The 24,468-nt window shown below is 39.0% G+C and carries 23 protein-coding genes and 1 riboswitch; of the genes, 8 read left to right on the top strand and 15 right to left on the bottom strand.

Going from position 1 to position 24,468, the window contains the following annotated elements; all coding sequences use genetic code 11:
* Positions 1-137 precede the first annotated feature (137 nt).
* The gene (locus IGK53_RS10050; RefSeq protein WP_002291054.1) at positions 138-761 is read right to left on the bottom strand and encodes a hypothetical protein; all 624 of its coding nucleotides are present in this window, start codon (positions 759-761) and stop codon (positions 138-140) included.
* A gap of 598 nt (positions 762-1,359) precedes the next feature.
* Here IGK53_RS10050 and IGK53_RS10055 point away from each other — a divergent pair.
* Both IGK53_RS10055 and IGK53_RS10060 read left to right on the top strand, forming a co-directional pair.
* Entirely contained in the window at positions 1,360-3,075 is a 1,716-nt protein-coding gene (locus IGK53_RS10055) for an ABC transporter ATP-binding protein (protein ID WP_002291058.1), read from the top strand.
* Between the two features lie 2 nt (positions 3,076-3,077).
* A complete protein-coding gene (locus tag IGK53_RS10060; RefSeq protein WP_002291060.1) occupies positions 3,078-4,841 on the top strand; it encodes an ABC transporter ATP-binding protein in 1,764 nt (587 codons plus the stop codon).
* Between the two features lie 39 nt (positions 4,842-4,880).
* Here IGK53_RS10060 and IGK53_RS10065 read toward each other — a convergent pair whose 3' ends face one another.
* Positions 4,881-5,417, bottom strand: a complete 537-nt coding sequence (locus IGK53_RS10065; RefSeq protein WP_002291062.1) for a folate family ECF transporter S component — start codon at positions 5,415-5,417, stop codon at positions 4,881-4,883.
* 37 nt (positions 5,418-5,454) lie between these two features.
* Positions 5,455-5,553, bottom strand: a riboswitch (THF riboswitch).
* A 186-nt stretch (positions 5,554-5,739) separates the two neighbouring features.
* Complete coding sequence (gene mgsA, locus IGK53_RS10070; RefSeq protein WP_002291069.1) at positions 5,740-6,162, bottom strand: methylglyoxal synthase; 423 nt, start codon at positions 6,160-6,162, stop codon at positions 5,740-5,742.
* 208 nt (positions 6,163-6,370) lie between these two features.
* On the opposite strand from mgsA, the gene IGK53_RS10075 reads away from it, so the two are divergent.
* The gene (locus IGK53_RS10075; protein WP_002291070.1) at positions 6,371-7,480 is read left to right on the top strand and encodes an ABC transporter ATP-binding protein; all 1,110 of its coding nucleotides are present in this window, start codon (positions 6,371-6,373) and stop codon (positions 7,478-7,480) included.
* Positions 7,481-7,598: 118 nt separating this feature from the next.
* Here the strand turns inward: IGK53_RS10075 and IGK53_RS10080 are convergent, their stop codons facing one another.
* The 4 genes from IGK53_RS10080 to IGK53_RS10095 form a co-directional block, all read right to left on the bottom strand.
* Positions 7,599-8,228 (bottom strand): hypothetical protein, encoded by a 630-nt coding sequence (locus tag IGK53_RS10080; RefSeq protein ID WP_002291071.1) that lies wholly within the window; start codon positions 8,226-8,228, stop codon positions 7,599-7,601.
* A 313-nt stretch (positions 8,229-8,541) separates the two neighbouring features.
* A complete protein-coding gene (rsmA, locus tag IGK53_RS10085) occupies positions 8,542-9,426 on the bottom strand; it encodes a 16S rRNA (adenine(1518)-N(6)/adenine(1519)-N(6))-dimethyltransferase RsmA (protein ID WP_002293596.1) in 885 nt (294 codons plus the stop codon).
* Positions 9,419-9,988, bottom strand: coding sequence for a ribonuclease M5 (rnmV, locus tag IGK53_RS10090; protein WP_002315760.1), 570 nt, complete (start codon positions 9,986-9,988; stop codon positions 9,419-9,421). Before rnmV ends, rsmA begins: the two co-directional genes overlap by 8 nt.
* Positions 9,981-10,757, bottom strand: a complete 777-nt coding sequence (locus IGK53_RS10095) for a TatD family hydrolase (RefSeq protein ID WP_002293591.1) — start codon at positions 10,755-10,757, stop codon at positions 9,981-9,983. The genes rnmV and IGK53_RS10095 overlap by 8 nt, the downstream gene beginning before the upstream one ends.
* Here IGK53_RS10095 and IGK53_RS10100 point away from each other — a divergent pair.
* Positions 10,756-10,905: a hypothetical protein gene (locus IGK53_RS10100; RefSeq protein WP_002293589.1), complete on the top strand. Its 150-nt coding sequence runs from the start codon at positions 10,756-10,758 to the stop codon at positions 10,903-10,905. The two genes, IGK53_RS10095 and IGK53_RS10100, sit on opposite strands and share 2 nt — an antisense overlap.
* Positions 10,906-10,911: 6 nt before the next feature.
* On the opposite strand, the gene IGK53_RS10105 is transcribed toward IGK53_RS10100, so the two are convergent.
* On the bottom strand, positions 10,912-12,234 hold the full coding sequence (locus tag IGK53_RS10105) for an APC family permease (protein WP_002328947.1): 1,323 nt from the start codon (positions 12,232-12,234) through the stop codon (positions 10,912-10,914).
* A 174-nt stretch (positions 12,235-12,408) separates the two neighbouring features.
* Between IGK53_RS10105 and IGK53_RS10110 the strand changes: the two genes are divergently transcribed.
* Positions 12,409-12,996, top strand: a complete 588-nt coding sequence (locus IGK53_RS10110) for a hypothetical protein (RefSeq protein WP_080489359.1) — start codon at positions 12,409-12,411, stop codon at positions 12,994-12,996.
* Between the two features lie 475 nt (positions 12,997-13,471).
* Here the strand turns inward: IGK53_RS10110 and metG are convergent, their stop codons facing one another.
* On the bottom strand, positions 13,472-15,481 hold the full coding sequence (gene metG, locus IGK53_RS10115; protein ID WP_002293583.1) for a methionine--tRNA ligase: 2,010 nt from the start codon (positions 15,479-15,481) through the stop codon (positions 13,472-13,474).
* Positions 15,482-15,749: 268 nt separating this feature from the next.
* On the opposite strand from metG, the gene IGK53_RS10120 reads away from it, so the two are divergent.
* Positions 15,750-16,028, top strand: a complete 279-nt coding sequence (locus IGK53_RS10120) for a hypothetical protein (protein ID WP_002293582.1) — start codon at positions 15,750-15,752, stop codon at positions 16,026-16,028.
* Positions 16,029-16,125: 97 nt separating this feature from the next.
* A complete protein-coding gene (locus tag IGK53_RS10125; RefSeq protein ID WP_002293580.1) occupies positions 16,126-16,947 on the top strand; it encodes an NUDIX domain-containing protein in 822 nt (273 codons plus the stop codon).
* 282 nt (positions 16,948-17,229) lie between these two features.
* On the opposite strand, the gene IGK53_RS10130 is transcribed toward IGK53_RS10125, so the two are convergent.
* The 5 genes from IGK53_RS10130 to opp3b are packed head-to-tail and all read right to left on the bottom strand — an operon-like array spanning position 17,230 to position 22,256.
* Positions 17,230-18,240 carry an RNA-guided endonuclease TnpB family protein gene (locus tag IGK53_RS10130; RefSeq protein WP_002293578.1) on the bottom strand — a complete coding sequence of 337 codons (1,011 nt, stop codon included), beginning with the start codon at positions 18,238-18,240 and terminating at the stop codon, positions 17,230-17,232.
* A gap of 11 nt (positions 18,241-18,251) precedes the next feature.
* On the bottom strand, positions 18,252-19,205 hold the full coding sequence (locus tag IGK53_RS10135; protein ID WP_002293576.1) for an ABC transporter ATP-binding protein: 954 nt from the start codon (positions 19,203-19,205) through the stop codon (positions 18,252-18,254).
* A complete protein-coding gene (locus IGK53_RS10140) occupies positions 19,195-20,265 on the bottom strand; it encodes an ABC transporter ATP-binding protein (RefSeq protein WP_002293575.1) in 1,071 nt (356 codons plus the stop codon). The genes IGK53_RS10135 and IGK53_RS10140 overlap by 11 nt, the downstream gene beginning before the upstream one ends.
* A gap of 5 nt (positions 20,266-20,270) precedes the next feature.
* Entirely contained in the window at positions 20,271-21,314 is a 1,044-nt protein-coding gene (locus IGK53_RS10145; protein ID WP_002293574.1) for an ABC transporter permease, read from the bottom strand.
* Entirely contained in the window at positions 21,315-22,256 is a 942-nt protein-coding gene (gene opp3b, locus IGK53_RS10150) for an oligopeptide ABC transporter permease (RefSeq protein ID WP_002293573.1), read from the bottom strand.
* 83 nt (positions 22,257-22,339) lie between these two features.
* Between opp3b and IGK53_RS10155 the strand changes: the two genes are divergently transcribed.
* Positions 22,340-22,687: a DUF3899 domain-containing protein gene (locus IGK53_RS10155; RefSeq protein ID WP_002293571.1), complete on the top strand. Its 348-nt coding sequence runs from the start codon at positions 22,340-22,342 to the stop codon at positions 22,685-22,687.
* Positions 22,688-22,756: 69 nt separating this feature from the next.
* Here IGK53_RS10155 and IGK53_RS10160 read toward each other — a convergent pair whose 3' ends face one another.
* Entirely contained in the window at positions 22,757-24,418 is a 1,662-nt protein-coding gene (locus IGK53_RS10160; protein WP_002289796.1) for a peptide ABC transporter substrate-binding protein, read from the bottom strand.
* Positions 24,419-24,468: the final 50 nt, after the last annotated feature.

Genomic DNA, 24,468 nt, shown 5'->3' on the forward strand with positions numbered 1-24,468 from the left:
GAGTAAAGAGGTACTGTTGTCACCATCCTTTTTATTGATTACGTACACCACTCTTAGTTTTTTCCCATTGATTAAGAAAACAAGGTAGAAACATCACTGTTCCTGCCTTGTTTTCTTTTTCGTGTGCTGTTTTGATATCAAAATCGCAAACGACTTTCTACATAGCGATATTGATAATGAGAGGTTGTATTCGTTACACCAAACTTAATAGAAGCGTTTCTTCCTACTCCGATGTTCACCCCTGCATTCCAAGTTGTTGAACCATTATTGAAGAAGTCGCCATTTACAATGTAAAAAATACGGTTAGCATCTTCTAAATGAACATAAACAGTTCCACCAAATTGTTTCGACAAACCATTATATCCGCGGATCATTTCAACTCGTACGATTCTTTTGATAGCCCTAAAATTTCCACTTTCACTGGTCTCCCAATAAAAGCGCATCGTGGGTCTATAACTAGCATTGACTGTGAAAGATTGCGATAATGTTCTGTATGTTGCTCTTGCTGTACGTGCTTGTCTTGCACTTTCATCTGTGAATCCAAGCTCTTGTTGTGCTTGGATAATAGGGATGCCGTTTTCTTTTGCTACTTCTCGCACCATTTCATCAAAAGTGAGTACGGGACTTATGTTTATCTCTTTCTTTTCATTTGATATGTCGATCACTGATGCATCCACTTCTACAGCAAACACAGGCTGTCCGATATTACTTACCCCCCCTAAAGCTGCCACACATAATAAACCAATCAACGATTTTTTCATTCTCATATCCCTTCTTTCAACATTAATTAGCTTTCCCACAAACAATTTGTTACAATAACTTTACAGCATAAAAAGAAAACGATTTCAACAACTTTTAAAAAAGGAGAATAAACTATGAAAACAAAGCTGTTATTAGATTTAATAACATCGTTACTTTTAATTTTTTCACCAAAAATAACGATGGTTTTTATGGAAAATGAAGCTTCGCCCTCTCCATTTTATGAGATTTTATTCATTACTAGGATCATTTGCTTTATACTCGCTGTTTTTTACTTAAATCATGGAATCACTACTTTTTTATTTTCAAAAAGTAAATAGCGCTCCATTGATGATTCTGTACCTGATCCACCTTTTGCACACGATTCATTTATAAAAAATCGGACAAAATAGACGTTTGGAGGAATGAAGAGACCGGGATGAATTTCCCGTTCTCTTTCTTTTTTTCTAAAAAATATTCTATTCAATCTCTAAAATCTCTTCATAATAAAACTTTCATTTATGAAAAGGCTTGTTCTCTTTTCATTCTAAATTTCCTAAGCTACAATGTGGTAGTACTTGTTTTTTCAACTGTAGACAAATAAATAATAGGAGGAATCATATGATTCAGTTATTACGTTATGCAAAAGATTATCGTAAGCAAATCATTTTGGGTCCGTTCTTCAAGTTTCTTGAGGCTGTCTTCGAACTTGTCCTACCTTTAATGATGGCTTCCTTGATCGATAATGGATTAAAAATGAATGACCGAGGAAAAATCATTGAAATGGGCTTATGGATGGTCGCTATGTCTGTGATTGGTCTGATTTGTGCTATCATTTGCCAATACTACGCTTCAATAGCTTCACAAGGATTTGGTACAGAGTTGCGAAATCAGCTGATCAAAAAAATCAATACTTTCTCTCACAACGAGTTGAATCATTTTGGAACAGATACCTTGATCACTCGAATGACAAACGACATCAATCAGCTTCAACTAGCTTTAGCAATGGTCATTCGTTTATTGATTAGAGCACCATTTTTAAGCATCGGTTCAGTAGTCATGGCTTTTGTGATCGACTGGGAAGTAGGTCTGTTTTTCTTAGCATTATTGCCTATTTTCTCCATCATCTTATTTTTTATCATCAGAAAAACTGTTCCTCTCTATCAAAAAGTGCAAGAAAAACTAGACCAGCTCAATGAACACGTCAGCCAGAATCTTAGCGGCGTTCGTGTCATACGTGCATTTGCACAGACAAAAAAAGAAACAGAAAAGTTTGATAAAAGCACAAATGATCTAGCGAACAATTATTTACGTGTTTCCAATATCTCTGCCCTTTTATCACCTGCTACGACCTTGATTATGAATGTCGGAATCATTTGTTTGCTAACAGTCGGCGGGATCAAAGTAAACATTGGGAGTTTGCAACAAGGACAAGTTCTTGCTTTGATCAATTATATGAATCAAATGCTTTTGGCACTGATCGTTGTTTCAAACCTCGTCGTGATCTTCACACGTGCCGAAGCTTCAGGTAATCGAGTAAAAGAGGTTCTAGACACAGAGAATTCGATTCTTGAAGCCGAGATCAGTACTACTCCCGATTTTTCTTCTGAATCGATTCTCGCTTTTGATCACGTTGACTTCCGTTATACTCCTGATTCTGGGCTTTCTCTTCAAGGGATTACATTTCAGCTGAAGCGAAATACGGTCCTTGGAATCATTGGTCCAACGGGAAGCGGGAAAACGACTTTGACTCAATTGATTCCGCGCTTCTATGATGTCAGTTCCGGTACAGTCATAATGGATGGAATGGACGTTCGTTCTTGGCAGCTGGATCATCTTCGTCAGCAAATCGCCCTTGTTCCCCAAACTTCCGTGTTATTTACTGGGACTATTCGTGAAAACCTTCAATGGGGTAAGCAAGATGCCACAGAAGATGAGTGTTGGGAAGCCCTGAAAATCGCTCAGGCAGAAGAATTTGTACGTCAGCTTCCAAATGGTTTAGATACAAAAGTCATGGAAAACGGAAAAAATTTCTCCGGCGGTCAAAAACAGCGACTAACGATTGCAAGAGCTTTGATTGCCAAGCCAGAATTACTGATTTTAGATGACTCTTTGAGTGCGTTGGATTATCAGACTGACTTGGATTTGCGTAAGGCGCTGCAGACTTATCTTGGCAGTACAGTGATCATTATCTCCCAACGTGTCCGCTCCATTCAAGAAGCCCACCATATCTTAGTGATGGATCAAGGAAAGATCGCTGCTCAAGGTACGCATGAAGAATTACTTGCTCAATCAGCGGAATATCAGGAAATCGTCGCATCACAGGAGGAAGAATAGTTATGAAAGTAAAAAAATTATCCTTGCAGACACTCCGTCGCTTCATCCCTTATCTTACTGCTTATGCGAAAGACATTTGGCTAGCTGTATTACTAGGGATCATCAACGGGATCGCAACAGTTGTGATGACGTTACAAATTGGCCAAAGTATCGATCAAATGATCGGAGAAGGACAAGTTCGCTTCAATCGACTATTCCATTTACTGATTCTGTTCGGTGGGATCGTTTTGATCAACGTAGTCAGTCAATGGCTCATCCAAGTATTAAGCAATCGGTTAGCTTACTTGTCCGTTGCAACATTAAGAAAAGATGCTTTTGCTCAACTGAATCGATTGCCACTTCGTTATTATGATCAAAATTCTCATGGAAATATCGTCAGTCGATTTACAAATGATATGGACAACATTTCTATTGCGATTTCTGCTGCCTTCAATCAATTGTTTTCCGGAGTTGCGATCATCCTTCTTTCGTTTATTTTTATGATGCGTCTAAGTCCACTTCTGACATTGGTCGTTCTTTGTTCCACACCGATTATTTTCCTTGTGAGTTGGATCGTTGCTCGTGCTTCGCAAACAAATTTCGATAGACAGCAAAGAATCATTGGGGAGATCTCGGGCTTTGTGACCGAACGAATCGGTAATCAGAAAATCGTGAAAGCTTTTCAGCAAGAAGAAGCTAGTCAACAGCAATTTGAACTGCTAAATGCTGATCTATATCAAAAAGGACAACGGGCACAATTTTCTTCTTCCTTGACAAACCCGTCTTCTCGTTTTGTAGATCACCTTGCTTATTTATCGATTGGTTTAGTTGGCGGCCTATTGGCATTGAAGAGTGGTTCGTCAATCACTGTTGGTGTGATTTCCAGTTTTACGATCTACTCAAGTCAGTTTTCTAAACCATTTATCGAACTTTCTGGAATCACGACACAACTGCAAACCGCTTTTTCTGGTCTAGAACGAGCATTTGATTTGATCGATCAACCAGAAGAAAAGCCTGATTTGCCAGATGCCTATGCCTTGGAACCCAAAAATATCAAAGGAAAAGTCTCTTTTGATCATGTTTCTTTTTCTTATGACCCCAAACAGCGTTTGATCGAAGATTTCAATTTTACTGCTTATCCAGGTCAAACCATTGCTATAGTAGGAAAAACAGGGGCCGGAAAATCCACACTTGTTAATTTGCTGATGCGTTTTTATGACACAACAAAAGGAACGATTACAATCGATGACCATGACATCCGCTCTATCCAACGTGATACATTACGTAAAAGTTTTGGAATGGTGTTACAAGATACTTGGCTATTTGACAGTACATTGCGAGAAAATCTTCGTTTTGGGAATCCGGAAGCAAGTGACGTAGAAATCAATGATGCCCTAAAAGCCTCTTATATGTATGAATTTGTTGAACGTTTGCCGGAAAAATTAGATACTAAGATTGGCGGTCAAGGGTTAAAGATATCAGATGGCCAACGCCAACTGTTGACGATTGCTCGAACGATGATCAGTAATCCGCCTATGTTGATCTTAGATGAAGCTACCAGCTCAGTCGATACATTGACAGAGAAAAAAATCCAACAAGCTTTCTTAGCAATGATGGAGGGAAAAACCAGTTTTGTTATTGCCCATCGCCTGTCCACAATCAAAAATGCGGACCAGATATTAGTGATGGATCAGGGAGCCATTGTCGAAATGGGCACCCATGATGAGTTGCTTCAAAAAGATGGTTATTACCGACGGCTCTATCAAGCACAATTCACAGCACAATAAAAACAAGCAGTCTTCTGGGATGGGAAGACTGCTTGTTTTTTATTTAGCGTGGATCGCTAAACTTCTTAAAATTTTTTTGTAAGGAACACTACGTCCTACGTAATAAATGGCAATTGATTGAATCGGTAACCATATCACTGTTTTTAACAGGCGGGGCGCCCAAACGACCCAGCTGAACAATGGCACATGGTACATCAACGCAAGCCATAATGGTGTCAAAAATAAGTTTATGATCAGCGTGACACTAAGCGTAGCCAAAATGGCATTTTTCCAAGTGATTTCTTTTCGATAGAAAAAGAATCCGTAGATTGCTCCTTCAATAAATGCATTCAATGTAAATCCAATAAAAAATGCAGATTTCGAGAAGAGAGCCATTCCTACTAAATCAGCTAAAACTGCACCTATCCCTGACCAAAAAGGACCAAAAAGAATGCCCATGATCACTTGTGGAATAAATGTGACACTGATTTTAATAAATGGGGTCTCGATTGCTACCAGACGGGACAACGTGACCATCAATGCAATCAGTAAGCCCATAATAGCAATCATACGTGCGTCTAACCGGTGTTTCTTCATTTTTAGCATCTCCTTTAAGAGCTGCTACATCGTATCATGCAGCGAATGCGAAAATAAAACCGCGAACATTACGTCCTTCGTCCAAGAGGCAACATCCCATCCTCTTAGCACTTAACGCTTTATTTTCTACTCTGTATTATTTTTGGGATCTTTTCCCACAGAAACTATAGCATATTTTCACATTTACTGCAAACACGAAAAACTAATATTATTGGTTATATTATACAATACGTTCGTATTATATCGCATATTCTCAGTTCGTTTAGCTTTTATAGCTACATATAGGCGAACATTAAACGTTATTTTTCTATACACTTATCCATCAAAATGAAAGTGGACGTTTGTCTATTTCATGGACGATTCTTCGAAAATCTAGGAAGCCGGCTTCCAGTCCTCTTAGCAGCACCTCAGCTGTTCCGATATTCGTAGCCAACGGAATCTCATAAACATCAGATAAACGGATAAGTGCTGTTACATCTGGTTCATGCGGCTGTGCAGCTAGGGGGTCTCGAAGAAAAATCACCAAATCTAACTGGTCCTCCGAGATCATTGCTCCAATTTGCTGATCTCCGCCTAACGGTCCGGATTTAAACCGATGAATGGGCAATCCGGTCGCTTCCGTGATCCGTTGTCCAGTCGTCCCGGTAGCAAAAAGTTCATGTTTTTCCAATATTGTTTTATACGCTGTTGCTAATTTCACCATCATAGGTTTTTTTCGGTCATGAGCGATCAAAGCGATTTTCATAAGAGACACTCCTTTTGATATGGTTAACATACTTATTTACTCCAGTGTATCAGTTTTTATTTCTTATGGATATTTATTGAAGCTTAAAACTAGCACATTGACAAAAAAAAGAAAAAATTCTTGTTCAACATGACATTGAACTTAGTTAACGCTTTCATTTATACTTTAATCAGTTAATAAAACTAAAAAAGAAAGTGTGGAACGTATTATGGTAGAAATGGCTCTGAAAAACGTATATAAAAAATATGATAATGCAGAAAATTATTCTGTGACTGATTTTAATCTATCAATCAAAGACCGTGAATTTATCGTTTTTGTTGGTCCTTCCGGTTGTGGAAAGTCAACTACTTTGCGAATGATTGCGGGACTGGAAGATATCTCTGAAGGAGAACTAAATATTGGCGGAAAAGTCATGAATGACGTGGCACCTAAAGACCGTGATATTGCCATGGTTTTCCAAAACTATGCATTGTATCCTCACATGACTGTTTATGATAATATGGCTTTTGGTTTGAAATTACGTAAATATGATAAAGCAGACATTAAAAAGCGTGTGGACAATGCAGCAGAGATCCTCGGACTGACAGAATACTTGAAACGAAAACCAGCTGCTTTATCTGGTGGACAAAGACAACGTGTAGCATTAGGACGTGCAATCGTTCGGGATGCCAAAGTCTTCTTGATGGATGAACCATTGTCAAACTTAGATGCTAAATTACGTGTAGCCATGCGTGCTGAGATTGCCAAACTTCACCAACGTCTTGAAACAACGACGATCTATGTTACTCATGATCAGACAGAAGCGATGACTATGGCTGACCGAATCGTTATCATGAAAGACGGATTTATCCAGCAAATCGGTACACCGAAAGAAGTTTATGATACACCAGTCAATATGTTCGTTGCCGGCTTTATTGGATCTCCTGCCATGAACTTCTTTAATGTGACATTGAAAAACGGTGTCATCACAGATGGACATGGGCTTAAGCTTCGTATTCCTGAAGGGAAAAACAAAGTATTAGTCGAAAAAGGTTATGAAGGAAAAGAAGTCATCTTCGGCATTCGTCCAGAAGACATCCACAGTGAACAAGTAGCCCTTGAAGCTTCACCTGAAGCCGTAGTGAAATCAGAAGTTGTCGTTTCCGAATTACTTGGTGCTGAAACGATGCTTTACACAAAAACTGGTTCTACTGAGTTCATCTCAAAAGTAGATGCAAGAGATTTCCATAAACCAGGTGAAATGGTTGACCTTGCCTTCAACATCAATAAAGGGCACTTCTTTGATAAAGAAACCGAACAAGTCATCAAACTTCCCTAATCTGCCCCCTTCAGAGCTACGCCAGAAAATAGTGGTGTAGCTCTTTTTAGGACAAAAAATTCTCATCTTAGCGGATTTATTATCCGTTAGCAGATGAGAGTTTTTCTTTGATAGATCATTAGTATGTCGTTTTCTTCGCGTACCCTTGAATCGATTCTTTCCGATTTCCTTTTTTTGCTGCCGTAAATACCGGGATATCAAAGTATTTGCTGAGTGTTCCTGCTATAAAATAAGCAATATTATAATCAACCAAACTGTGGATGAGTCCACCAATTCCCATCAAGATGAACACTGTATAAAAATATCCTTGAGAGTAATACGTGTCAGGCATATTACCGATGAAGTAAAAGATGCTGACTACTAGCATTTCTACTAAAGAATGAATCACACCTATCACAAAATTGAACCCTTGGAAACGCCAATTAGTAAAAGTAAACTGTCCATTCTTTAAAACGATACTCGGATGCTTTTGCAAGTACCATGCCCCGATCAATGCAAATACAAGATGTGACAATGCGCGCAATGCAATGATAACTGGTGTTGTCAAAAAGAAACCGAATGTCGTACCTAGTGCAACAGCCACTGCAACTCCTGGTGTAAAAAACATCGCAATAAATAATGGCACATGAGACGCTAATGTAAAAGAAGCAGGTGGGATCATGATTTTAGGCATAACCATTGGGATAATGACCCCCATCCCAATCAATAAAGCAGAAATCGTTAGTTTTCGAACTGAATTTTTTCTCATTTTTTCCCTCTCCTAATATGTCTTGACACATAAATGTCGACTTAGTATAACTCACTTATCAATAACTGTCAAGACACATATTCTTTTCTAAATCCATACAAAATGAGTGTGAGTATCCAGTATAAGAATTTTTTGATCAAGAGACAAAAATAGGAGATGTGACAAAATTTGTGTCACATCTCCTTGTTCATAATGGGAATCAAAAGCTTGCCTTTGCGGAAATAAGACCAACCAAATCAAAAATAGGAGAAGCAATTTTCGTAAATTTCTTCTTATTTCTTGAAGCTGATCACTTCTGTCACAACCTCTTTTTTTACTGCTTATTTTCTGACATCGCATTGCTTAATGCGGCAAATTCTTGTAATGACAACGTCTCTCCACGACGTTTTGGATCGATTCCAGCCGTTTCCAAGCTTTTTGCTAACCATGCTTTTGTCTGATCATCTTTGCCATACGAATGCTGCAAATTATTCCAAAGCGTTTTTCTTCTTTGCTGAAATGCAGCTTTTGTCAATCGGAAAAATGCTTTTTCGTCCGTCACTTCTACTGCCGGTGTATCTCTTCTTGTCAGTTTCAAAATCGCTGAATCTACATTTGGCTGAGGGACAAATACTGTTTTTGGTACGATGAAGGCTAAACTGGCTTCCATATAATATTGAACAGCAATCGATAATGAACCGTATGCTTTCGTTCCTGGTTCAGCAGAGATTCGATCAGCTACTTCTTTTTGCATCATGACGACTAATTCATCCACGACCAAATCCGATTCAAGAAAATGCATCATGATGGGCGTCGTAATATAATAAGGTAAATTCGCCACGACTTTTAACGGAAGCTCTTCATGAAATGTTTCTCTTACGGCTGTTGATAAATCCGTCTTCAGAATATCTTGATGTATGATGGTCACATTGTCATAGGGTTGCATCGTATCAGCCAATACAGGGATCAAACGATCATCAATCTCAAATGCTACGACTTGCTTTGCATGCATCGCTAATTGTTCTGTCAATGCGCCGATTCCTGGCCCAACTTCGATCACGTTCGTTCGTTCATCTATTTGCGCAGTTTCTACGATTTTTCTTAAAATATTTGGTTCAGTGAGAAAATTTTGTCCTAAACTTTTTTTAAATGAAAAACCATGTTTCAATAAAATCTCTTTTGTTCTAGAGGGTGTCGCGATTTCACGATATTCACTCATGTTGTTCCTCCACTATTTTCATTGCTTGTGCGAGCTCTTTCGGCGTGATACGAAACATCTTCAAACGTTTTTCCAATTGTTTGCCGTTCGTATAACCGATACGCAACTCATCACCTAGTTTTTCTCGTTTTTCTTTTGCTTGTGCTCCAGCTATTAAACCATAGTCTAAAAGGTCTTGTCTAGTGATTTCAGAAACAGCCGTTTGGGAAATGTCTGGCGTCACAACTTTTTTCAATGCTTCTAAAATAGCAGCATCACTTGCATGTTCAACACCAAGACTTCCCTTTTTCTTTGGTTTAGCTTGTGTACGCGGCAAAAAAGCATGTTTTGCCTGAGGAACAGCTTCCATAATGATTTTTCTTATTTTTTCTCCTGAAAAATCAGGGTCGGTAAAAACGATCACCCCTCGAGTCTCTTGGGCATGTTCAATTTGCATCAGGATATCTTCATTGATAGCAGAACCGATCGTTTCTATCGTATCTGCATCAACTACTTCCCGCAGCCTTCTTGTATCGTCTTTTCCTTCAACGACTATAATCTCTTGGATCCTCATCTTATCCATGTTCGCTTAGACCAAATAATCGGTGCGCATTTGTCCATGTTTGGGCAGCCACTTCTTCTATTGGCAGATTCCGAAGTTCAGCAATCTTTTCTACTGTATAACGAGTATAGCCTGGTTCATTTCGCTTTCCTCTAAAAGGAACTGGTGCCAGATAAGGGGCATCTGTTTCCACTAGTAATCGTTCGATTGGTACATTTGCTGCAGCCTCTTGGACATCTAATGCTTTTTTGAAAGTGACGACACCGCTAAATGAAATATGCATTCCTAAATCAAGAAATCGTTTTGCCCATTCATAATCACCGCTGAAACTATGCATGATTCCACCGATATCTCGAACATCTTCTTCTTTTAGGATTTGATACGTGTCTTCAAGTGCTTCTCTAGTATGGATACTGATTGGAAGGTTCATTTCTTTTGCGATAGCAATCTGTCTGCGAAATACTTTATCTTGGACTTCTTTCGGGTCTTCCATCCAATGATAATCCAAGCCAATTTCCCCTAATGCTACAACCTTTGGCAAAGTCAATTGTTCTTGTAATTTATTTTCGATTTCTTTCGTATAACTGCCAGCCTCTGTCGGATGCCAGCCGATAATACTGTATATATTTGGATAGTCATGGCTTAATTGCAAAGACTTTTCAATCGTTGGCGTATCGAAGCCCACGACCGCCATTTTCGTTACCCCCATTTCTTGTGCTCGCTGAATCGTTTCTGGAATATCTTCATTGAACTGTTCCGCATTTAAATGGGTATGAGAATCAAATATCATGTTTATCGCTCCTTTTCATTCTTACTTTAGCACATTAGCACTGCTTGCAGAAGTAGCAAAAATCAAAATAGAAGAACTTGTTTTGTTGAAACAGAAAAAGCACGAAGATCCAGAGGACTTAGTTCGTACTTTTTCTATCTGTTGTTGAAATATTTTACTCTTCTGAGCGTTTTTTCTTTTTTTGATAATAGACTGGGATACCAATCAAGGTAACACCTATACCGATCAATGCTAATTTCGTTTGCGTCATCATCGTCATACCTAAAATGAAAATAGCACCGAGAATCGCAATAATCGGAACGATTGGATAAAGTGGTACTTTATATGGGCGTGGCAATTCCGGCGATTTTTTTCTTAAAATAAAGACACCGATAAAAATCAGTAAACTGAATAGCCACATCACAAAAATCAACATGTCGGTTAAAAAGTCGAAAGAACCAAGGCTCATCATAATACAAGCTACTGCTAACTGGAAAATCGCAGGAACATAAGGTACCGTAAATTTCTTTGAAAGCTTTGTCAGCTGTTTGCTGAAAGGTAGCTCGTCTTCCAAAGCCATCGCATAAGGCACACGAATCCCAGTTAAGGTATACCCATTCAATGCCCCGTATACCGAAATCAAAATCCCAATAGTGACCAGTTTTCCGCCGATTTCTCCAAAAATGACGTCTGATGCTTCAGAAGCTGCGTTCAAATTACCGGCAAGATGATCAATCGGCAGAGTTTTCAAGAAAACAAAATTGATCAATAAATAAACGACAGTGACAAAACTCAGCCCAAGTATAATCGCTTTAGGCAAATCTTTTTCCGGCCGTTTCATTTCACCAGCCATTGCGCCGACGCCTAACCAGCCGTCATAAGCAAACAATGTTGCTAGCAACGCACTGCTCAAGCCTTCGACAAAAGTAACCTCTTTTCCAGCTTCGATTGGAAATAGCTGGACAGTTCCTTGTCCTGGTGTCAATAATCCCCATACGACAATCACGGCAATTGGTATCAATTTAACAATCAGCGTCACTGATTGTACAGACGCACCGACTTTTGTTCCTAATAAATTCAATCCTGTCACAGAAACAGCGGTAATCACTGCAATCAACAAAAGGTAGTCGGTAGATAATTGTAATAAGTTCGTCAATTGTGTCGCAAAGATAATCGATAATGCAGCAATATTAGCGGGGAAATAAATCAAGCTTTGCGCCCATCCTAATAAAAAGCTGGGCAGCTTTCCATAAGCTGCTTCAATATATTTGACAGCTCCACCAGTTTCTGGGATCGCTGTAGCTAATTCAGCCACTGTCAATCCAGCACAGATCGTTAAGAAACCACCCAAAAGCCAAGCTAGTAATGTCAAACTTGTAGACTGCGTGCTTGCAGTAACAGCAGCGGTTTTAAAGAAGACCCCTGCGCCGATCACGGTTCCCATAACGGTAGCTAATGCGCCAAACAGATTGATTTCTCGTTTTAGTTTGCCTTTCATTCCCATCCTCTTTCTTCTTTGAAATTTGGTATAATTTTCAGTATAACTGAGAATATTTTAATTTACCATTCTTTTTTCTCCACTTTCAATGAAAAACTCCCTCTTAAGACGGATGTATTTCCTCTTTATTTTGCGTATACTAAACCTACCTTTTCCACGAAGGAGGAACAGTTTATGGATTTTAAGCGTTCTTATCCGAAATTAGCAGATTATTTATCCAACCGAATCGATTTTTCTCGTAAAGAACAGCAGCAGTCCCGTTGGCATTGGTTCACGTTGATTTTATTTGGATTATTGACCATTGCGACGTTATCACAAAAATTGATATTGCTGACGGTGTTCATCGCAATCGTTGCATTGATCAAAGGCCCCGTGATGATTTTGTGGGGGATGTTGTATTCCTTTCTAGTGGGGCTATTCCCACCTATCGGTATTTTGCTTTCAGCGATTTTCTTTTTATTGAACATCGGAACATTTACAAAGAACTGGCGGATGACCTTAGCAGGGATCTATTTTTATTTTTATCCCTTCGGAGTGATGGCACTTCGTGAAGTCATGCATTGGAATAATCATTGGTTTTCAGCTGGTGCCTTGCTTTTAGGATTGATCTTGCTTCATGTGATGTTGACGAAACTGTATCAGCGTTATGGTATTGGAAGAACGATTTTCTGGTATGTCTTTTCGATTCCATTTGCACTGCTTACTGCGCTCTTACCAAGCCGTTTGAAGACAAAAATAAAAGGTTACCATAAAATCAAATAATCGGATTTTTACAAAATAAAGAAAACAATCATCGAGGTCAAAATCGATGATTGTTTTCTTTATTTTAAATACTATTAGTAGATGTCAACAAATTATTGCTTTCAAAATCCTTGGATGTAAGAGACAATAAAATAAAAAGGAGCGCCAGATGAACCAATTAAAAACCGCCCGTCCACTTATCATTATGTTGCTTCTTTCTGTCTTTACGATTCCTATCAGCCTTTTTCTTAATTGGCAGACAGAGGAAAGGAGCACAAATATTTTATTCAACTATTCGCAGCCACTTTTTCTTTTGTTTTTAGGAAGCTGCAGATTCCATCGGTGGGTAAAGCTCGTCCTTCTTTTTCTAGGATACAATTTATATGGTTATATGTGTCTTTATTATATGATTGGCTTCCATAATCACCATTGGGGCAATTGACAGGAATTAAAAAAACTCGCAAGCAACATTGTCTTGCGAGTTTTTCTTATGATTTTATGCGATCTCTGAGCCATTCGGCATGGATTTTGGTGCTTCAATCACTTGTAAAGAGCCATCTGGTGCTTCTGCGGAAAGGATCATTCCTTGACTGATTTGTCCACGCATCTTTCGTGGTTTCAGATTTGCGACGATCACTACTTTTTTCCCAATCAGTTCGCTTGGATCAGGATAGAATTCAGCGATTCCTGACAAAATTTGACGATCTTGGCTGTCTCCAGCATCTAGTCGGAATTGCAACAACTTATCTGCCCCTTCTACTTTTTGGCAGTTGATGACTTCTGCTACTTTTAGTTCAACTTTTTCAAATACATCAAATTTGATTTGTTTTTCTTTCGTTGAAACAAGTTCTGTTTCTTCTGGATCCCATTTGACTGTATCTTCGTTTGTTTGAGTACCTTCAGACATTTTTTCTTGGATAAAAGCAACTTCTTCTTCCATATCCAAACGTGGGAAGATTGGTGTACCTTTTGCAACTACTTTTGTTCCTGAAGGGAATTCGCCAAAGTGCAATCCTTCAAGATTCATCGTTTCAGGGTCCAACCCTAGTTGATTGAAGATCTTCTCTGGCGTTTCTGTCATGATCGGTTGAAGTAAAATTGCGGCGATACGCAAGGATTCAGCTAAATGGATCATGACACTATTCAATTCAGCTTTCTTTTCTTCGTCTTTTGCTAATACCCATGGTTCTGTTTCGTCAATGTATTTGTTTGCACGAGAAATCAGCACCCAGATTTCAGCTAACGCTGTATTGAATTCCATTTTTTCCATTGCATCATGGTAACGTCCGACAACGTTAGCAGCCGTCGTAGACAGTTCACTGTCAAATGGAGTGACAAGTGAGGCATAATCAGGAACGAGTCCATCACAATATTTATTGATCATAGCGATCGTACGATTCAATAAGTTCCCTAGATCATTTGCCAGATCATAATTGACACGAGAAACAAAATCTTCTGGCGTAAAGACGCCATCTGACCCAAATGGCACAGCACGAAGCAAATAATAACGGAGTGCATCTAAACCATAACGTTCCACAAGCATTTCAGGATAAACGACATTTCCTTTTGATTTAGACATTTTTCCATCTTTCATCAATAACCAGCCATGACCAAATACTTTTTTAGGTAGAGGCAAATCAAGAGCCATCAGCATGATTGGCCAATAGATCGTATGGAAGCGAACGATTTCTTTACCGACCATCTGAACATCTGCAGGCCAGTATTTTTCGAATAGACTTTCATCCTCGGACCCGTAGCCTAGTGCAGTGATGTAATTGGACAATGCATCGATCCATACATACACCACATGTTTCGGATCACTCTTGACTGGTACCCCCCAAGTAAAGGTTGTTCTTGAAACTGCAAGATCTTCTAATCCTGGTTTGATAAAGTTGTTGATCATTTCATTTTTACGAGATTCTGGTTGGATGAATTCAGGATGTTCTTCATAGTATTCCAACAGACGATCTGCGTATTTGCTCATGCGGAAGAAGTAAGATTCTTCTTTTACCAATTCTACTTCGTGTCCGCTTGGCGCTTTACCGCCGATCACATTGCCTTCATCATCTTTGTACACTTCTGCAAGTTGTGTTTCCGTAAAGAATTCTTCGTCAGAAACAGAGTACCAGCCTTCATATTCACCTAAGTAAATGTCTCCCTGTTCTAATAAACGATCAAATATTTTTTGAACAGCTGCTTTATGGTAATCATCTGTCGTACGAATGAATTTGTCATAACTGATATCAAGCGTTTTCCATAATTTTTTGACATCAGCCGCCATTTTATCTACGTATTCTTGCGGTTTTACACCTAATTCTTCTGCTTTTGTTTCGATTTTTTGACCATGTTCATCCACTCCAGTGAGATAAAACACATCAAAGCCCATCAACCGTTTATAACGAGCAATTGCGTCACATGCAATCGTAGTATATGAGTTGCCGATATGAAGTTTGCCGCTTGGATAATAGATTGGCGTAGTGATATAAAAAGTTTCCTTTTCTGCCACGGGGCTCTTCCTCCTTTATCGCATGATGCGAATTCGTTTCCTTGCTAGTATACCATAAAAAAAGCAAGCTGTTAGCTTTTTTTCAAAATGAAAAAGTCTGGATAAATGACTTCTTCTCTATGATGAATCCCTCCTTCAAAAGGAAGGACAGAGGGAATAAATGCTATTTTTCATCTTGTTTCATGTTTAGTTGGAGACGGCTTTTTATTTCTCTTCTGACTCGTGGTATAATAAAGACTATCTATTTTAGTAAGGGACTGGAACGATCATGCAGAAGAAACATCTTTTTTTTACACTTAGTATTGCTTTTCTTTCATTAGCACATTTGATATTCAGCTATTTTTATATTCGTATGTATGGTTATTTTAACCTTCATGGGCATTTGAACAGTTTCATGACAGTCGCATGGCTTTTACGTTTTGTCATTGACGCATATATCGTTATTTGCGGCTTCTTTGCCGTTCGTGAAGAGCGGTATAAAGTATTACCGTTTTATCTGCTTTTCTTTTTATTCAATCTAGTACTCCCATTTATTTTTCATATTTAAGGGAGAACCAAGGATTTTTCAAGTAAATCCTTGGTTTTTTTTCAGAGTCTGCTACAATAAGGTAAAAAGTACTTTTAATGTCAACGGAGGTGGTCTGATGAACCGATTTGCTTCTAAAGAAGAAGAAAAATTATATTATGAACATGAAGCAAGTGAAGAAGATTTTCTTAACTGGTATCAAAAACAGGAACGTCCAGAATATGACAAGCCCTCTTTGACTGTCGATATCGTACTGATGTGCTATAACAAAGAAGAAGATCAGCTGAAAGTATTGCTGATCCAACGAAAAGGGCATCCTTATCGAAATTCATGGGCATTACCTGGTGGTTTTGTCCAAAAGGATGAGTCAACTGGAGAAAGTGTCTTAAGAGAAACAAAAGAAGAAACTGGTGTAGTTATCTCTAAAGAAAACATTGAACAACTGCATACATTCAGTACGCCTAATCGAGATCCGCGAGGTTGGGTCGTCACAGTCAGCTACTTAGCTTTTATTGGAGAAGAACCGCTGATCGCCGGAGATGATGCTAAAGAAGTACGCTGGTTCACATTGGAACGTCACGGCAACAAAATCAATTTATCGAGCGGAGAAGTGGCTATCTCACTTGACTTAGTCACTGGAGAGTCTTCTGGCAAAGATACTTTAGCTTTTGACCATAGTCAAATCATTTTGAAAGCATTCAACCGTGTAGTCAATAAAATGGAACACGAACCGCAAGTTTTGCAAGTTTTAGGTAAAGATTTCACGATTACAGAAGCTCGAAAAGTATTTGCAAAGTTCTTAGGAATCGATTATAAAACGATCGATCATTCCAATTTTAAGAAAGCTATGCTCCAATATTTCGACGAGATTGGCGAACGTCCTGTAGGAATCGGTCGCCCTTCAAAAATCTATCAGCTCAAGCCGGGGCATCATGAGTAAGGATTGTGAAGAAAGGACTCCGTTCTGAACACTCAAGAAAAATGGAAAGCCGCTCTTTGTGTTTTGCGTTTTTTGCTCTATACTTTGGCGTGTCAGTAAAATTCTTCGAATAAAAAAATAACAATAGCAGAAAAAATTCGTACGAGTTTTTTCTGCTATTGTTTTATTGGTTTGTCATAATTAGTGAGCTTTTCTTCAAAAGAAAATTCCTAGAAACAAAAGTCAATCAGACTTTTTATTAACAAGGCGAACCCTAACGCTCCTGTCAGTTTCATTCATTTTTTATTCCTTGATGACCGAATGCCTACCTAGTTGTTCTAACACTTGGCTCTTTCTTACAGAATTGCTTTCTTCTGCTCCGTCGGTATTGATCAAAAGAAATTTTTTATTATACCATTGGGACTTATAACGCAATTTTGTTATTAATTTATGCCAGTCATGAATAGAAAAATCAGCATGTGCCTCTTCTTTTGGAAAAGATTCTACAAATAAGTAGTCATATTGTTTGACCAATTTCCCAGATAATTGTTCAAGATAATCTTCTCGCTGGTTCTTTTGTTTCAGATAAAGATCCATTACTTTTCTCTTTTGTTTCTGATAATTGCTTGCCTTATCTAACCTGGTCTTTCTATGGTGAGCGGAGCGGACTTTTACGCTTAATTTCCGCTGTGCATGCTGAAGTTTTTCTTCTGTCTGGTCAAATTTTGGCAAAGTTACTTCTATGGGCTGCGATGTTTCGATCAATGTTTTTGGATGATAGGCAATCCCAATCCATTTAGCTGAAGATTCTTTTTTTATTGATGAAACATCACAAAGTAGTGCGACATAGAACTCTTCATTATATCGAGCAGAAATCGTAGCGGAACGAATCGTGCCTTCGACTGGACGGTGCTGGTTTATCTTGATCAGTTCTTTTTGTTTTGGTAATTTTAAGTGACCGTTTTTCAGATAGACCGTATGGGTTTGATTATTCGTCGTATAAGATTGCCACATACTTTTTTTCGTTTTAAGCTTTGGAAAGCTGGCACGTCCCTTGAAATAATTGCGAAAAGCTCGGTCCAAATTAAGCTGTGCATTTGCTAAAGCAAGACTGTCTACCTCTTTTAAGAATGGGTATTCTTTTTTTAACGTAGCAGGCGTGAGCGAAAAATCGGCCACTCCTGTTTGTTGCCAACTTTTCTGCCGTTCTTTCAGCAAATGGTTATAGGTAAATCGAACACAGCCAAAAGTACGAATCAATTGCTGTTTTTGTTCTTCTGTCGGATACATACGGAATTTAAAAGCTTTTAGCATCTATGTCCCTCCTAGTTAGCAACCAGAAGAGATTCCTTTTGTCGTTTTAATTTTTTTGCATAATATGAGACTTCCTGCTCAGTTGCATAAACAAAATGTTCTGGTGCGATTTCACGAAGCTGACGTACTTGTCCGTCATCTGGTTCGGGTTGATATTTGATTCTTCTGCGCTTTCTCTCATGATCTGGATCTGGCAAAGGAATAGCAGATAACAAACTTTCTGTATAAGGATGGACACCATGATTATAGATTTCATCACTTTTACCCATTTCTAATAACAAACCGTTATGCATTACACCGATTCGGTCGCTGATATGTTTAACCATTGATAAATCATGCGCAATAAATAGATAGGTCAATTGATGTTCTCGTTGGAGATCTTGCAATAAATTGACAACTTGGGCTTGAATGGAAACATCTAATGCAGAAATCGGTTCATCGCAAATGATAAATCGCGGTTTTACTGCTAATGCTCGTGCAATACCAATACGCTGGCGTTGTCCTCCTGAAAATTCATGGGGATAACGAGTGCCATGGCTCGGATTCAATCCAACGGTTCTTAATAGATCATCGACTTTTTTGGCACGTTCCTCTGGTGACTTAGCTAACCCATTGACATCAATTCCTTCCGCAATGATATCTCTGACTTTCATCCGAGGATTCAGCGAAGCGTATGGATCTTGAAAGATCATCTGAACATCATGTCGGAATTTCGTCAATCCTTTTTTGTCTTTGATCTTCGTTACATCTTGACCGTCGAATAATATCTCACCGTCAGTAGGTTCATTCAAACGAATGATCGTACGGCCAGTAGTGGATTTTCCGCTTCCAGATTCTCCTACTAAACCAAATGTTTCTCCTTCATAGATGTGAAAGCTGATGTCATTTACAGCATGTACTTCATTCTTTTTTCCTACATTGAAATACTGTTTCAGTCCTTTAACTTCAAGTAGTTTATTTGGCATCAGCAATTCCTCCTTGACCATAAGTATGTTTTTGTTTCTCTTTAAAAATAGCCCAGCGACGTTGGATTTCTTCTGGCGGTGTCACTTTAGGCGCTTGTGGAGCAAGTAGCCAAGTTGCTGCCTTGTGCGTTTTTGATAGTTCAAAAAATGGCGGTTCTTGTTCTGCATCGATTTTCATCGCGAATTCATTTCTTGGGTAGAATGCGTCTCCTTTTGGTGGATTCAGTAAATCCGGTGGAGAACCAGGAATGGCATACAATCGGTCGTTCGCACTGTCTAATGTCGGCATTGAGCCAAGCAGTCCCCAAGTATAGGGATGTTGCGGGTTGTAGAAAATCTCTTCGGATGTTCCAACTTCAACGATTCTTCCCCCATACATAACAGCTACACGGTCAGCAACGTTTGCTACTACACCAAGGTCATGAGTGATAAAAATGATTGATGTATCGATTTTTGTCTGAATTTCTTTCAGCAGTTCCAAAATTTGTGCTTGGATAGTCACATCAAGTGCTGTTGTGGGTTCATCAGCAATCAGGATTTCCGGATAACATACCAGTGCGATCGCAATCACGATCCGTTGGCGTTGACCTCCTGAAAACTGATGGGGATAACTATTGATACGTTTCTCAGCTTCAGGTATACCAACTAATTTAAGCAGTTCTAATGCAGCTTTTTGTCCCTCTTTTTTCGAAACTTTATTATGCTTTCTAAGAGACTCAGCAACTTGTTTCCCAATAGGCATCGTCGGATCTAAAGAGGTCATTGGATCTTGGAAAATCATTGCTATTTCTTTTCCGCGGATTTTTTGCATCTCTCTTTCTGTCTTTTCAACGATGTCTTTACCTTTAAAGAGGATTTGCCCAGCATCTATATTGGCATTGCTTGACAGCAAGCGCATGATGCTTCTGGTCGTCACTGATTTTCCGCTTCCAGATTCCCCAACGATCGCCAATGTTTCTCCTTTATTCAAATAAAAATTGACACCGCGAATCGCTCGTACCTTTCCAGCATACGTATCAAAAGAGATTTCTAAGTCTTTCACTTCTAAAATTTTCGTCATCGTCCTCACTCTTTCATTTTAGGATCAAAGGCATCACGCAATCCATCAGCAAGTAAGTTAAAGCCAATCATGATAACCGATAAAGTTACTGCCGGAATCCATAACAGATAAGGCAGATACAGGAATGTCTTGTACCCTTCGCTCAACATCGTTCCTAATGAAGCTGACGGAGGCGTAAGACCTAAACCGATAAAACTTAAAAAGGCTTCGAAGAAAATAGCAGATGGGATGCTAAACATCATTTGAATAATAATGACACTGGAGATATTCGGCAAAATATGTTTGAATGCAATTTTCATTCTTGATTCACCTAATGTCAATCCAGCTAGAACATATTCTTGATCTTTTAATTTCATTGTTTGTGCACGAACGATACGTGCCATTGGTATCCAGTTTGTGATGGCCATAGCAGCCACGATGGAAAAAATTCCTGGTTCAAAAACGACCAACATCAAGATCATGACAACGAGGTTTGGAATTCCTGACAAGATTTCCAAAAAACGTTGCATCGCATTATCGACACGTCCGCCTAACAAACCAGATATTAACCCGTAAGCTACACCAATCGTTACATCTAGTAATGCAGCAATAAATGCGATCAACAACGAGATTCTCGTTCCCATAAATAAACGGCTTAATACATCACGGCCCAAACCGTCTGTTCCTAAAAAGAAACTTACATTTGAAGGAACGTTTGCTTGAGCATATTTATCCACCAGTTCACCGCCGACCATTGCTTTTCCATTCAATCCATCGATATTGATTCCCGGAATACGAGGAGGCAAATTGATATAAGCCACATTTTGGGCAGTTGGATCATGTGGAGAAACAAAGATCGTGACCACAGAGATCAAAATGATGACCAACAGTAAAAACATTGAAATAACGGCAGCTTTGTTTTTCTTTAAACGGCGCCATGAATCTTGGATAAAATTCAAAGAAGGCGCAGTAATCTGCTCACGTTCTTCTTCGGTATTTTTTTGTAATGGAAGAAACTCATCCGCAGGAATATCTGCGACTGTTTCATAACGCTTTGGTGTCATTTCCATTTATCCTCGGCTCCCTTCTGAAACACGAATTCTTGGATCAACTAGACCGTACAACAAATCAACGATCAAAATAACAAAAATCAACATAAATGAGTAAAGGATCGTTACAGCCATGATCGTAGGATAATCATTTGTTGTGATCGACTTAACGAATTGTTCCCCGATACCAGGAATAGCAAAGATATTTTCTACCACCAGTGATCCGGTCATCAATGCGACAGCCAAGGGTCCTAATAAAGTCATCAATGGGATCAAACTATTTCGAAGACCATGTTTAAAGGCGATTTCCCAACGGCTCAACCCTTTTGCTTTTGCTAATTCCACGTAATCACTATGCAGTACTTCCACCATTTCCGTCCGGATAAATCGAGCAGAATCAGCAAGCGGCGACATGGCCAATGCAATTGTCGGCAAGATCGTGTACACAAAGCCATCCCATTTTGCGATTGGTAAAACTTGTAATTTGATTGCAAAGATATATTGTAGTAAAACAGCAAATACAAAGTTTGGAATGGAACGACCTAATATCGCTACAAGTGTAGAAGATGTATCTGCCCATGTATTTTGCTTCATGGCAGAAATCGTTCCTAAAATCGTTCCTAGGACTGTTCCAAAGATAATTGCCTGTAACCCTAATTGCAAAGATGGTCCGATTCTTCCAGCTAACAAATGTGCGACTGGCTGGTTTTTAAATTGGAAGGAAATTCCAAAATCGCCTTGAAGCAAATTAGAAAGATAAATCCCATATTGTACGATAACTGGTTTATCCAAACCGACTTGTTTATTTAGCATCTCGATTGTTTCAGGACTCAAACGTTCCTGATTCGTATATGGCGTGCCCGGCAGCAATTGCATCAAGAAAAAGGTGATTGTTGCAATTAACCAAAGCGTGATGATCATGAAAAAGACACGTTTTAATACATATTTGATATAACTATTCACTAATGTTTCCCCCTAGCTTTTGACTTCTGACAGATGTTTCGCTACATTATTAGATAATGAACCAAAAATAAAGGAGCAATCAAATGAAAAAAAAATCTATCCCTTACGCAGTAGCTTTTCTACTGATTCTGGTTATTTTAATAAAAAACGTCATCAACCATTCCTTTACACTCATTCAATTATCTAATGATCTATTCTTATGGTCATTGCCGTTTCTGATTATCGGCGGTTTTTTATGGGTCTTTTCTTCGGGTTTCTTCGATCATTTTCAGCGATCAGTCCATCTTGCACGAACAAGGAACCGAAAGAAAAAACCAGAATTTTCCTCGCTCTCGTCTGCCAGCTACGGTATGTACAGCTTTTGGCTGATCATTGCCGGAATACTAATTGCTCTTTCTGCTATTTTCATGCTTTTTTCTTTGTTAGGATAAGTAAATATGAGAACGAGGTTGCGACATTTGCCGCAGCCTCGTTTTTTCTCATGCTCACGGTATTAACGATTATTCTTCAACGTATGTCCATTTGTAATCCCATGAAGCGCCTGCAGCATGGTGAACGATACCTTTGATTTTTTCATTCACTAGGTGACCTTCTGCTTTTTGGTACACCGGAACGACACCCATATCATCAGAGATGATCTTGATTGCTTTTTGGAAATCATCCCAACGTGCTTGTTCATCGCCAGCATCTGTTGATGAAGCTGCTTTAACTGCTTCGTCATATTCTGCATTGCTCCAGCGACCACGGTTGTATGAATTACCTGTGACAAACAAATCAGTAAAGCTGCTTGGGTCTGCATAGTCAGCAGCCCATCCGCCTAGTACTGCGTCAAAATCACCCGAAGTTGAGCGGTCAAGACGTACAGAGAATGGAACAGGTGTTGGTTTGACTGTTACGCCATCCAAGTTTTCTTGGATTGAGTTTTGAACATATTCGATTACTTTTTTCGATGAATCATCATCAGAAGCCATCAAATCAAATTCTAAAGAATCAACGCCCAATTCTTTTTTCGCTTTTTCCCAATATTCTTTTGCTTTGTCTTTGTCATAAGAAACTAATTTTCCAGCTTCTTTTGCAAAGTCTTCGTTCGTTGTTGGACTTTTTACCATATCTGATGGGATCAATCCTGTAGAGACAACTGATCCGTCACCTAGTACTTGTTTTACTAAAGCTTCACGATCGATAGAATAAGAAATAGCTTTTCTTAGGTTCACATTGTTGAATGGTGAATTCTTTTCGCGTTGGTTGAATTCGATATAGCTTGTTCGTGCTTCTTTAACAGAAGTATAAGCTGGATCGTTTGCGTTTTGCTGTGCTAATTCACCAGACAAGATCACATCATCTGCTTGGCCATCTTTGAATAAGTTCAAAGCAGTAGAAGATTCTTTTACTACACTGACTTTGATTTCAGAAAGTTTTACTGTGTCTTTGTCCCAGTAATGGTCATTTTTCTTATAAGTCCATTCTGTATCTGTTCCTGGTCCATCGAAATCTTCTAATGTGAATGGTCCATTATAAACAGCTTTATCACTTGCAGATGCATAGGCATCCCCATTTTCTTCCACTACGGATTGTTTTTGTGGGAAAAATGATGGGAAAGCAAGCAGGTATTGGAAATATGGTGTTTGTTTCGTCAATTTGATTTCTAATTCATAGTCGCCAACTGCTTTGATCCCTAGTTCTGATTTATCTTTCTTTCCAGCTGTGATGTCTTCTGCATTTTCAACTGGCGCATACAGGTAAGCATATTCAGAAGCTGTAGCTGGGTCTACTGTTCGTTGCCAGCCATAAACGTAATCCGCTGCTGTAACAGGATCACCATTTGACCATTTTGCGTCTTCTCGTAATTTGATTTTGTAAGTTAATCCGTCTTCACTGACTTCTGCCAACTCGCTAGCTCCTGCCGGCTGTGGTTTGCTATCTTCATCAAGACGGTAAATACCTTCATAAACGTTATTCAATGCTGTAAAACTGATTGTATCTGTTGCAACTGATAAGTCAGCTGTAGGCATTTCTTGAGGCACGACTAAGTTAAATACGCCTCCTCCATCTGCTGAACCGCTTTTTGCTGAACTACTGCTTGTGGCTGAACTGCCGCCATAACATCCAGCAAGTACAAGGCCGCATACCGCAACCAACCCAAATGTAAATTTCTTTTTCATTTTACGTACCCCTTTATTGGAATTTTCAGAATAATTAATATTTTCTGAAG

It is taken from the genome of Enterococcus sp. DIV1224 (assembly GCF_050555455.1).
GTDB classification, from domain to species: Bacteria; Bacillota; Bacilli; order Lactobacillales; family Enterococcaceae; genus Enterococcus_B; species Enterococcus_B lactis.

Coding starts and splice junctions, on each gene's coding strand:
- IGK53_RS10145 (WP_002293574.1), bottom strand. CDS start 21,314: ATGGAAATGACACCAAAGCGTTATGAAACAGTCGCAGATATTCCTGCG.
- rsmA (WP_002293596.1), bottom strand. CDS start 9,426: ATGAGTGAATATCGTGAAATCGCGACACCCTCTAGAACAAAAGAGATT.
- IGK53_RS10060 (WP_002291060.1), top strand. CDS start 3,078: ATGAAAGTAAAAAAATTATCCTTGCAGACACTCCGTCGCTTCATCCCT.
- IGK53_RS10080 (WP_002291071.1), bottom strand. CDS start 8,228: ATGAGAAAAAATTCAGTTCGAAAACTAACGATTTCTGCTTTATTGATT.
- rnmV (WP_002315760.1), bottom strand. CDS start 9,988: ATGGATAAGATGAGGATCCAAGAGATTATAGTCGTTGAAGGAAAAGAC.
- mgsA (WP_002291069.1), bottom strand. CDS start 6,162: ATGAAAATCGCTTTGATCGCTCATGACCGAAAAAAACCTATGATGGTG.
- IGK53_RS10140 (WP_002293575.1), bottom strand. CDS start 20,265: ATGACGAAAATTTTAGAAGTGAAAGACTTAGAAATCTCTTTTGATACG.
- IGK53_RS10120 (WP_002293582.1), top strand. CDS start 15,750: ATGCAGAAGAAACATCTTTTTTTTACACTTAGTATTGCTTTTCTTTCA.
- IGK53_RS10065 (WP_002291062.1), bottom strand. CDS start 5,417: ATGAAGAAACACCGGTTAGACGCACGTATGATTGCTATTATGGGCTTA.
- IGK53_RS10095 (WP_002293591.1), bottom strand. CDS start 10,757: ATGATATTTGATTCTCATACCCATTTAAATGCGGAACAGTTCAATGAA.
- IGK53_RS10055 (WP_002291058.1), top strand. CDS start 1,360: ATGATTCAGTTATTACGTTATGCAAAAGATTATCGTAAGCAAATCATT.
- IGK53_RS10100 (WP_002293589.1), top strand. CDS start 10,756: ATGTTTATCGCTCCTTTTCATTCTTACTTTAGCACATTAGCACTGCTT.
- IGK53_RS10050 (WP_002291054.1), bottom strand. CDS start 761: ATGAAAAAATCGTTGATTGGTTTATTATGTGTGGCAGCTTTAGGGGGG.
- IGK53_RS10110 (WP_080489359.1), top strand. CDS start 12,409: ATGGATTTTAAGCGTTCTTATCCGAAATTAGCAGATTATTTATCCAAC.
- IGK53_RS10155 (WP_002293571.1), top strand. CDS start 22,340: ATGAAAAAAAAATCTATCCCTTACGCAGTAGCTTTTCTACTGATTCTG.
- IGK53_RS10125 (WP_002293580.1), top strand. CDS start 16,126: ATGAACCGATTTGCTTCTAAAGAAGAAGAAAAATTATATTATGAACAT.
- IGK53_RS10130 (WP_002293578.1), bottom strand. CDS start 18,240: ATGCTAAAAGCTTTTAAATTCCGTATGTATCCGACAGAAGAACAAAAA.
- IGK53_RS10105 (WP_002328947.1), bottom strand. CDS start 12,234: ATGAAAGGCAAACTAAAACGAGAAATCAATCTGTTTGGCGCATTAGCT.
- IGK53_RS10135 (WP_002293576.1), bottom strand. CDS start 19,205: ATGCCAAATAAACTACTTGAAGTTAAAGGACTGAAACAGTATTTCAAT.
- IGK53_RS10075 (WP_002291070.1), top strand. CDS start 6,371: ATGGTAGAAATGGCTCTGAAAAACGTATATAAAAAATATGATAATGCA.
- IGK53_RS10160 (WP_002289796.1), bottom strand. CDS start 24,418: ATGAAAAAGAAATTTACATTTGGGTTGGTTGCGGTATGCGGCCTTGTA.